The sequence below is a fragment of the Coprobacter sp. genome, from assembly GCF_982436375.1.
This window is the reverse complement of the sequence record NZ_CEWDCG010000112.1, coordinates 1-9,979: the sequence shown is the minus strand read 5'-3', so window position 1 is coordinate 9,979 and position 9,979 is coordinate 1. Positions and strand designations below refer to the sequence as shown.

Here is a 9,979-nt window from a genome sequence, read left to right as displayed (position 1 = left end):
CTATTGTTATATAATATAAAACAGTCTCTTACGGTTTTACAGTTTTATGGGTTTCTACGATTTGAGTCGGTTTTTGTGTCTTGTTTCGAATATCGGTAGCTTCTACGACAGAACGAGCTAAATCGGCAAAAGCCATACCGGTAATCGATTGGGGATCAAGAGCTACGGGTTTACCGCTGTCTCCCCCCTCACATATACTTTGTACGATCGGTATTTGTCCCAGTAGTGCGATATTTAGTTCTTTGGACAAACGTTTTCCTCCTTCTTTCCCGAAAAGATAATATTTGTTTTCCGGGAGTTCTGCCGGAGTAAACCATGCCATGTTTTCGACAAGTCCGAGTACTGGGACATTAACTTTCTCGTTTGTAAACATATCGATTCCTTTACGGGCATCGGCAAGTGCAACTTCTTGTGGTGTTGTTACTACGATTGCTCCGGTAATGGCAAGGGTTTGTACAATAGTTAGATGTATGTCGCTTGTACCAGGGGGTAAATCGAGAATAAAATAATCGAGTTCTCCCCAGTCGGCATTTGCAATTAATTGTTTGAGAGCATTACTTGCCATTCCGCCTCGCCATACGATTGCGCTATCCTTATCTACAAAAAAACCGATAGATAGTATTTTTATGCCGTATTTTTCAACCGGAAGAATCAAATCTCTACCACCTATTTGTTCTACGTATGGGCGTGCATCTTCTACATCGAACATTTTGGGAACGGAAGGGCCGAATATATCGGCATCCAATAATCCGACTTTGTAGCCTTGTTGTGCTAAAGCTACGGCAAGGTTAGCCGCTACGGTCGATTTCCCTACACCTCCTTTACCTGATGATACGGCAATGACGTTCTTGACTTGTGGCAATAGCTTCCCCGGTTCGGGACGTTGGGCTTGTCGGGACTTGATGTTGATGTTTCCTTTTATATCGACATCTTCCCCGACATATGTGAGGATTGCTGTTTCTGCGGCTTTTACAACTGATTTTATGAATGGATCATTCGGTTTTTCGAAAATAAGAGAAAAGCTCACTTTATTTCCGTCGATGCGGATATCGTCTTCTACCATACCGGCAGATACAAGGTCTTTTCCGTTTCCCGGATAGCGCACTTTACTTAGTGCGTCTGTAATAAGTTTAGGATATAATGCCATAATAATTTGTATTTATATTCCGCTTGAATTTGCACTTCGTTTACTGCGATTAAAACTCCGGTAACTATCGAATTCTATTTCGACTTGGGGTTCGATGAGAACGGGTCTCGGTTCGCAGATAAATTGTATATATTTGATTGATAAACCTCTTTCGAGCCATTGTTGTTCGTAGAAGGTTTTTATTTCGAGTATCTCGTCGGTTATATCTGAATTGTAGAGGTCATCGGTCTGTATATTGACCGGATAATGATTTGCCTTGATCATTTCACAAGTATAAGTGTACATGAAATTGCTGTCGCTTTTCAGGTGAATGATTCCGTTGGGTTTAAGTATTTGCCGGTATAGATCCATAAAACGGGTTGAAGTGAGTCTTTTCCGGACTTTTTTCATTTGGGGATCGGGAAATGTAATCCAGATCTCTGAAATTTCGTTTTCTGCGAAAAATTCTGTAATGAGCTCGATATTTGTCCGGAGAAATGCAACGTTTGCGATACCGTTTTCCAAGGCATCTTTAGCTCCTGTCCACATACGTGCCCCTTTTATATCGACTCCGATAAAATTTTTTTCAGGATACTTTCGGGCTAATCCTACGGCGTATTCTCCTTTTCCGCATCCCAATTCGAGAACGATAGGATTATTATTTTTGAAAAAATCGGAATTCCATTTTCCTTTCATTTCGAATCCTTTTTCTCGTAATGTGGAGAAAGGGAATTGGAATACGTGGGAGAAGGAATTCATATCATCAAATTTTTGTAGTTTGTTTTTGCCCATAAACCTGTTCTTGATAAATATTAAAAACTTAGCGAAGATACGGATTTTTTGATAAATTATTAGAACGTTGAGTCTTGAAGTATGAATGAATAATCGTAATATACGATATCTACTGAGTTAAGCTGATGCAACAACCTCATTTCAGCAGATATCGATACTTTTTTCTCCTCGTTCGCCTTTTTCTTTCAGATGTTGCCGTAGCCAGCCTGCTGTGGGATAGGTCTGGCTATCTATGTTTGCTACTCTGTCCATATCGGCATGACAGATTTCTTAAAAAAGAAATGGTTGCCTCCCGGCAACCAATCTTTGTTATTAACCTTAAATCTAAATACCATGAAAAACTGATACAAATATAAGCTATAAAAGTTTTTTCTACCAAATTAATCCTTAATTTTCTGCTTTGTTTTAAATTTAATTAGTTAAAACTTGATATTTTATTAACAATTGTAATTTATTACATACGGCTATCGAAACGAATGATGTTCTCGACAATGAATAAATCCCGAATTTCTGATTTGTGAATTTCTATGTCATCGTATTCGGGATTGGCACTTCTGAGGATTACCATATCTCGATCGGTGTGTTTCCGTATATATTTGACCATGCGGTAGTCGTCCAGTAGTACTACGTAAATTTGTCCCCAAAATATAAGATTGGGATTTTTGACTTCTCTGATGGCTACCATATCTCCGTTGCAAATGACCGGTTGCATACTGTCTCCACTTACCCGGACGATACTATTTTCGTTATTTATGAACGGAACGTCTATCGACCCGATGAGGTTTTCTGTCGAGAATATGAGACTCCTTCCTATGGGGCCGGCAGTAACATCTATATCATATACTTTAGCTCCTCTTTGCCCATTGGTGTGTATGACATTTGTCGGTAAAGATATTGTTTGGCGGTGTGCAGCCATATAGTATTTTTCTCCTTCACCGGAATTGAGCCACTCTTTGGATATACCCAAACTGACAACAATTTTATTTAATAGGGAATCGCTAATGGGAAGTTTTCCATTTATATGTTTTGAAAAATTGGAGCGGTCTATTTTAATGCGGTCGGCAAATTCGTTTTGAGAAATATTCATTTCTTTGATTAATTCTCGAATGCGAGATATAAGTTCTTCTTGAGGCATAATAATTTTTTTAAGGGTATGATTTTATAATTATAGCATAAATGTATGGTTTTATAACTATAATTTTGTGGTGTCAAAGATAATGATAAGGATTATATATCACTATATAATTCTTGCTTTTATATGGTTTATAAATGGTTAATTAACAATTAATAACGTGCTTATATCCTTTTCGGTCTTTTGTGTAATTTAGAGGTAATGGGTGTGAAATTGGGGTAAAATAATGAGAAGATATGGGCGCAATAGAAAAAGGAGGTGTTGTAATTATGAGAATAGATGCCGTACAATTAGCATTGTTATGTGCGAGCCATTTTATTATTTTTTTTTCTTATGATGATGTGTGTGGAGTACGGTATCGATCTGATTATGATGTAGAGTTTAAGGGCAAGAATTTGTCTTTATGGTGTGAAGTAAGGTTTGATAAAATGAGAAATGAGATCGTTCGATTCCGTTTTGATGCAGATCTGAAATATGAGGACGGAGAAGTTGAGATTGTTGGGTCAGTTCGAGATGCTGCTCAGAAAGCGATATGTTTTATTAATGAATATCTTTCAGGGATAATTAGAAATAGAGAAGGACATCAATATTGATGTCCTTCTCTATTTGTATATATTTGGGAATACTTATTTTACAGTATCCATGTGTGCAATTAAATCCAGAACTTTGTTTGAGTAACCGATTTCATTGTCATACCAAGAAACGATTTTTACGAAAGTCGGAGTTAATTGAATACCTGCATTCTTATCGAAGATAGAAGTGCGAGGATCTCCTAAGAAGTCAGAAGAAACAACTGCATCTTCGGTATATCCGAGTATACCTTTCAATTCGCCTTCAGAAGCTGCTTTCATTGCTGCGCAAATTTCTTCGTAAGTAGCCGGTTTTGCCAAATTTACAGTTAAGTCTACAACAGAAACATCCAAAGTCGGGACACGCATAGACATACCGGTCAATTTACCATTCAACGAAGGGATAACTTTACCTACGGCTTTTGCTGCACCTGTAGAAGAAGGAATAATGTTACCAGAAGCTGCACGACCACCTCTCCAGTCTTTCATAGAAGGACCGTCAACTGTTTTTTGAGTTGCAGTAGTTGAGTGAACAGTAGTCATCAAACCGTCAAGGATTCCGAATTTGTCGTTAAGAACTTTAGCGATAGGAGCTAAACAGTTTGTTGTACAAGATGCGTTAGATACGATCGGTTGTCCTGCATAAGTATTGTGGTTAACACCACAAACGAACATAGGAGTATCGTCTTTAGAAGGAGCAGACATAACCACACGTTTAGCACCGGCTTTGATATGAGCTTCAGCTTTTTCTTTAGTCAAGAAAAGTCCTGTTGATTCAACTACGTATTCTGCGCCGATAGCATCCCATTTTAAATCTTCGGGATTTCTTTCTGCTGTTACGCGGATAGCTTTTCCGTTTACGATTAATTGGCTTTTTTCAACGTCTGCTTCGATAGTACCGTCGAATTGACCGTGCATTGTATCATATTTTAGCATATATGCTAAATAATCTACTGGGCAAAGGTCGTTGATACCTACAATTTCAATGTCATTTCTTTTTTGAGCTGCACGGAAAACGAAACGTCCGATACGTCCAAAACCGTTAATACCTACTTTAATCATTGTAATAAAACTTTTAAGGGTTTATTATAAAATACAAATTTATTCTCTGTACGTGTCTTGTTTGGAAAACAAAGCACCTCATTTTTATTTGCGTTGCAAAGGTAAGCATTTTATTTATAAACAACACATTTTCTGCTTAAAAATAAAGAAAAAATTCTTTATTAAAATTTTCAGATTAAAGCTTTTAGCTTATATCCTTCTATTTTGCTTTCTCCGGATTACAAAATGATCTTTTTGACTTGAAGTGTTAACTAATTGTCTTGTTTTGCATAATAATAGTTAAAAATTAGCATTTTGCTTTTGATGAATTTGGAGAATAAGAAATCTTCGGGTATATTTGTATCAGTTTTTTCATGGTATTAGATTTAAGGTATTAAAGAATTGGTTGTCGGGAGACAACCCTTCTTTTTAAAAATGTAAGCGAAGACTATTTTATATAAAACAATAAGCGCGTTGAGTGGTAATTATTCCTCAACGCGTTTTCTTTTGTCAGAGATATTCGGGGTTTTATTTGGATTGTAATAGGAGCGATTTCCAAGAATTTTCAGTTTTGTAGAGTGATAGAATGGCTGATTTTCTGTGATCTGTAAAGATAAAAAACCGATCGATATAGGATTCAAAAGTCCTATATCGATCGGTTTTAGACAAATTCTTAATATTGTTCTTTTTCGTTGGGGAAATCCCGTGTTTTCACATCATTAATATATGCTTGTACGGCTTCGGTTATTACTGTGTGTAGATCGGCATATCTGCGCAGAAATCTCGGCGAAAAGCCTTTGTTGATTCCCAACATATCGTGCATTACCAAGACTTGTCCGTCTGTGCCATTTCCTGCTCCGATACCGATTGTAGGAATACTTAGCTCGGTAGAGACACGTTCAGCCAATTTTGCGGGAATTTTTTCGAGGACGATAGAGAAACATCCGATCTCTTCAAGTAGATGTGCATCTTTGATCAGTTTTTGGGCTTCTGCCTCTTCTTTGGCTCGGACGGTGTAAGTGCCGAATTTGTTAATGGATTGGGGAGTTAATCCTAAATGTCCCATAACGGGTATTCCTGCGCTTAATATTCTCTCGATAGATTCTCTTATTTCTTCTCCTCCTTCCATCTTTACACAATCAGCTCCGGTTTCTTTCATGATCCGAATTGCAGATGCGACTGCTTCTTTGGAATTACCTTGATAAGATCCGAAAGGCATATCTACGACAACGAGTGCCCGCTTGACTGCTTTTACTACAGAAACTCCGTGATATATCATCTGATCTAATGTCATCGGTAAGGTGGTTATATTTCCTGCCATAACATTAGATGCGGAGTCTCCTACTAATATAACATCCATGCCGGCTTGGTCTATAAGGCTGGCCATAGAATAATCGTATGCTGTAAGCATAGATATTTTTTCTCCCCGTTGTTTCATTTCAGCTAAGCGACGGGTGGTTACTTTTCGTAAATCTTCAGTATAAGTTGACATGCTGTTCTTTTAATTATTATTTGGCGACAAAGGTAAATCTTATTTTCGGGATTATGAGATCTGATGATAAAGAAATATCCGGTATTCAAATTTTGAATACCGGATATTTCTAAAATTTATTACTTTTATTTATAAGAATAATATTCTATATCACGTTGTATCATCTCTTTTACTTTCCCGTCATTATATTGAGTTCGGGTTGTCCAGTTGCCTTGTGTGTCGTAGGTATATTCATACGTTATCTCGCTTGATTTTCCATTTGTATTTATACTGTCTTTGGATAAATCTCCCTTATCATTATATGTGTAGGTATGTACTGTTTTGAGCCTTCCATTGATATTTGTTTCATTTTGTTTTTTGTTGTTGCTAAAAGTTGCCGTTGTAGTATTCTTGGGTAGATTAGCTTTAAAAATTTTAGTTGAAACAAGGCTGTCGTTTGCGTTATAGGTATATTGTGTTTTTATGCCACCTTTAACTCCTGTTACGAAATCGGTACGCTCTATTAATCGGTTATTTGCATCATATTTGAAAGTACTTTGTGTCGTTTCCCGCTTTTTAGTATTGACGAAAGTGATTTTTTGTAATAATGAGCCTTTATAAATATATTTTTCATTTCCTTTTGCCGTTACAACAGAGCTTAATGTGTTGTCAGGGTGGTAATAATACTGTTTCCCTTGTGTGCTCGACCCGGAAGTTTGTTCGTGAAGTGTTAGCTGCCCCAATTCGTTGTATGTATTTCTTATATTGCTTGTAGCGGTTTTTCCGTTTGTGTTTTTTGTTTCTACTTTTTCGAAAGTCGTTTTTACATAGCCTTTCAATCCTTCAGCTTCTGTATGAAATTGGGACTTGTTTATCAAGGCCATTTTTTCATTCAACTTTTCTATATATGGAGAATTCGGGTGATCTGCTATAAATTTGTTGTAAGCATATAAGCTCATTCCGTTTATGAAATGGTTATAGTCGATATCTTCAATAATCTTGGTGATTTCATCTTTTTGGGGATGAGTCGGATATCTTTGTAAAAGATTTACGTATGCTTCTTTAGTATTTTGCTCTGTTGCATATTTGTATGCAAGTTGGTAAATCCGGTTTTGTGCTTCGGGGACAAGTTCCGATTGTGGGTATTGTTGTATAAACGCACTGTAAGCCTCTATTGTATTGTCTAATTTTGAGAATATTATTTTATCGGCGAGACGGGTAATCTCGGGAACTCTCTCAGATTCGGGATAATGGGTTAGAAAATATTTATAGCTATCTATATCTGCTTTTTCTATTGCGTTATTATATGCGATATCCTCTTGTAGCTGTTTGGCTTCTTGAAGATAAAAACATTCGTTGCAGGCTTCGATTGCCCGTGCAAAGGCAGCTTCTGTATTGTCTTTCTTTGCATCGTTGAGAATATTTTCTTCGATCTGTTTTTTAATTATAGCAAAAGATGTTTTGTGTTTGGTCAAAAATTTTTTGACATCTTTATCTTGTTGATGTGTAATTGTGGTGTTGAGTAAAGCATAAGCTCGATATGGATCATAACCTTTATATTCAGGTGTATTGAACAAAACGCAGTCGCAAATATCTACTAAAATCAGGTCGCTTTTACTGTCTGTCGTATATACTTTATTTCGTTTTTCTACTGCTTTGGAGATTTTTTTTTCTTGAAGCAACTCGAATATTTTGTTCGCTTTTTGAGCATGAACCGTAAATGATGTTAGTAAGCATGTCGATATAAATAGACAAGAAAAAATTTTACTGTATGGTCGAAAAGTGATGAGCTGTTTCATAATCTTCAATTATTATAATACGCATTAAATCAAGATTCCTTAATTTTTGTACTTTTTGGTAATTGCAAATATACTATTCTTGTATCATAAGTTGCAAATATCTCGCTCTTTTTTTGAGTTTTATGCTGTATATATAAGTTTTATAGTTCTTGTTGGACGGGACTCTTTTTATTTTGAAATTCGTATATTCCAGTTAAGATTAGTTTTAGTAATTCGCTACTTTGTTCGAAAAAAGCTTTGGCTAAAGTTACATTTATGGCAGAAGCCTGAGATAACATTTGTATAATATGGATAGCTTTGTGTAGTTCTTCTATCGCTGTATTGAGTCTTTTAGGGGTGTTTACGCTGGCATAATCCATGCAAATTGCATCGATAAGTCCTCCTGTAGTTATGATGCTATTTGTAAATTGCTGCATGAATATTACTGTAAAAGAAGGGGTATTTGTGTTTTTGATTAAATCTGTCGCTATCTGAGTAACAGATTGGCTTTGAAGCATTAATTCTTTGCGATTCATAATTCTGTTTTTTTGGTATGGTATATGTACTTTTATTTATAAAATTAAAGAACAAACAGTGTGCAGAATCTTGACATATTTTGTAATTATTCGATTAATATCTTAATTATTAATTGTTTATTGGATTGATGTGAAGGATTTGTTTTTTCTTGTTTTGAAAATGACCTTTTCAAAATGGAAAAGAGATTTTGCTAAAATGGAAAATATTCATAAAGGAATAATTTAAATATGGTACTTGAAAAAGAAGATTGTCGCGTTAGCACAAAATTAATGGCGGTAGAGCCGGATGTTTTTATCCTCAAAGTTAAGTCTGATTATAGTTTGCCATTGTATCAGTTTTCTACTCGTGTATTTCAGGTCTTGGAACAATTTAATGTTGCTGTTGTGCGAACTATTAGTTCTGGAGTTTGCTATACGTTGATTATAAATAAATTATGTCAAAAAGAAGATTTGTGTAATGCGTTGAGTAAGTTTGCAAAGGTCGATTTGTTTACGGGGTGTGCGGCGATTTTTATGAAATGGAAAGATCGTTTGCTCGCTAATGAGTTCGCTATTCAATTAAACTATCATATACCTGTGATGTTGATTTCTTATGATATTGAACTTTGCTCATTTTGTATTTGTGTTGATCGTAAAAATATAAATTTTGTTCAAAAAATTATTCCTTGTTTAAAAGGAGATGTGTGACCGTGCAGATGTTTTCTCGAATTTTGTCGTTATATTTGTCTCTCTAAAGGCTATGTTGTAGGAATAGTCGCCGGTTATATTGTGACGATGGATTTGTGTAGATGATTTTATTTTTGGAATGGAAATTTGAAAAAAAGAATAGCTATTTACAGATAAAGATTTCCCCGATTGTAAATAAAATTCGATATGCTATCTTTATCTATAGATTATATGGCAAATAGTGCTATTATGGAACAACAATTACAATTGAATGAGCATAATAAACAAGAATATCCGCCAATGCATACGGTGGAACATATTTTGAATAGGACTATGATGAATTTGTTTGGATGCGGAAGAGCTGTTAGTGCACATATTGAAAAGAAAAAATCAAAGTGTGATTATCTTTTAGCCGAAGCACCTACAAAAGAACAGATACAGAAAGTAGAGCAATGTGTAAATGATATTATAAAGCAAAATTTACCTGTGACTTTTGATTATATTTCTAAAGAAGACGCTTGCGATAAATTTGATATGAAGCGTTTGCCGGATCATGTCAGTGAAATGGTACGTATTGTGCGTATTGGAGATTATGATGATTGTCTTTGTGTCGGTTTGCATGTAAAAAATACTTCAGAAATAGGACGGTTTGTGATTGTCAGTCATGATTATGCAGACGGGCGTTTGCGTATTCGTTTTAAGTTGGTGCAATAAAACTGTCTATAGAAAAGTAATCGGAGGAATTTTTTTTATGTAACCGTTGGACATATGAGATTTTGCGGAAAAGAGGTAACGCTGAGCCCGAGTAAGCATAAAGAAAGCTCAACATCCCACATCACGTAGCTTTTTATTCGAAAAAAAGTTTTGT

The 9,979-nt window shown here is 35.7% G+C and carries 10 protein-coding genes; 3 read left to right on the top strand and 7 right to left on the bottom strand.

Annotation, left to right across the window (positions count from 1 at the left end; genetic code table 11):
- Nucleotides 1–28: 28 nt before the first annotated feature.
- From AC1WHX_RS07640 to AC1WHX_RS07630, 3 genes are all read right to left on the bottom strand, one after another.
- Nucleotides 29–1,147, bottom strand: coding sequence for an Mrp/NBP35 family ATP-binding protein (locus tag AC1WHX_RS07640; protein WP_303117302.1), 1,119 nt, complete (start codon nucleotides 1,145–1,147; stop codon nucleotides 29–31).
- Between the two features lie 12 nt (nucleotides 1,148–1,159).
- The gene (gene trmB, locus AC1WHX_RS07635; RefSeq protein ID WP_303117305.1) at nucleotides 1,160–1,918 is read right to left on the bottom strand and encodes a tRNA (guanosine(46)-N7)-methyltransferase TrmB; all 759 of its coding nucleotides are present in this window, start codon (nucleotides 1,916–1,918) and stop codon (nucleotides 1,160–1,162) included.
- 454 nt (nucleotides 1,919–2,372) lie between these two features.
- A complete protein-coding gene (locus tag AC1WHX_RS07630; RefSeq protein WP_009319630.1) occupies nucleotides 2,373–3,053 on the bottom strand; it encodes a LexA family transcriptional regulator in 681 nt (226 codons plus the stop codon).
- A 233-nt stretch (nucleotides 3,054–3,286) separates the two neighbouring features.
- On the opposite strand from AC1WHX_RS07630, the gene AC1WHX_RS07625 reads away from it, so the two are divergent.
- Entirely contained in the window at nucleotides 3,287–3,643 is a 357-nt protein-coding gene (locus tag AC1WHX_RS07625) for a hypothetical protein (protein WP_122337505.1), read from the top strand.
- A 33-nt stretch (nucleotides 3,644–3,676) separates the two neighbouring features.
- On the opposite strand, the gene gap is transcribed toward AC1WHX_RS07625, so the two are convergent.
- The 4 genes from gap to AC1WHX_RS07605 form a co-directional block, all read right to left on the bottom strand.
- The gene (gene gap / locus AC1WHX_RS07620; RefSeq protein ID WP_009319632.1) at nucleotides 3,677–4,681 is read right to left on the bottom strand and encodes a type I glyceraldehyde-3-phosphate dehydrogenase; all 1,005 of its coding nucleotides are present in this window, start codon (nucleotides 4,679–4,681) and stop codon (nucleotides 3,677–3,679) included.
- A gap of 652 nt (nucleotides 4,682–5,333) precedes the next feature.
- Complete coding sequence (gene panB, locus AC1WHX_RS07615; protein ID WP_009319633.1) at nucleotides 5,334–6,152, bottom strand: 3-methyl-2-oxobutanoate hydroxymethyltransferase; 819 nt, start codon at nucleotides 6,150–6,152, stop codon at nucleotides 5,334–5,336.
- Between the two features lie 125 nt (nucleotides 6,153–6,277).
- Complete coding sequence (locus AC1WHX_RS07610; RefSeq protein WP_009319634.1) at nucleotides 6,278–7,930, bottom strand: outer membrane protein assembly factor BamD; 1,653 nt, start codon at nucleotides 7,928–7,930, stop codon at nucleotides 6,278–6,280.
- A gap of 140 nt (nucleotides 7,931–8,070) precedes the next feature.
- A complete protein-coding gene (locus tag AC1WHX_RS07605) occupies nucleotides 8,071–8,445 on the bottom strand; it encodes a hypothetical protein (protein ID WP_009319635.1) in 375 nt (124 codons plus the stop codon).
- A 228-nt stretch (nucleotides 8,446–8,673) separates the two neighbouring features.
- On the opposite strand from AC1WHX_RS07605, the gene AC1WHX_RS07600 reads away from it, so the two are divergent.
- Both AC1WHX_RS07600 and AC1WHX_RS07595 read left to right on the top strand, forming a co-directional pair.
- Nucleotides 8,674–9,132 (top strand): hypothetical protein, encoded by a 459-nt coding sequence (locus AC1WHX_RS07600; RefSeq protein WP_009319636.1) that lies wholly within the window; start codon nucleotides 8,674–8,676, stop codon nucleotides 9,130–9,132.
- Nucleotides 9,133–9,360: 228 nt separating this feature from the next.
- Nucleotides 9,361–9,825 (top strand): alanyl-tRNA editing protein, encoded by a 465-nt coding sequence (locus tag AC1WHX_RS07595; RefSeq protein ID WP_122337522.1) that lies wholly within the window; start codon nucleotides 9,361–9,363, stop codon nucleotides 9,823–9,825.
- Nucleotides 9,826–9,979 lie beyond the last annotated feature (154 nt).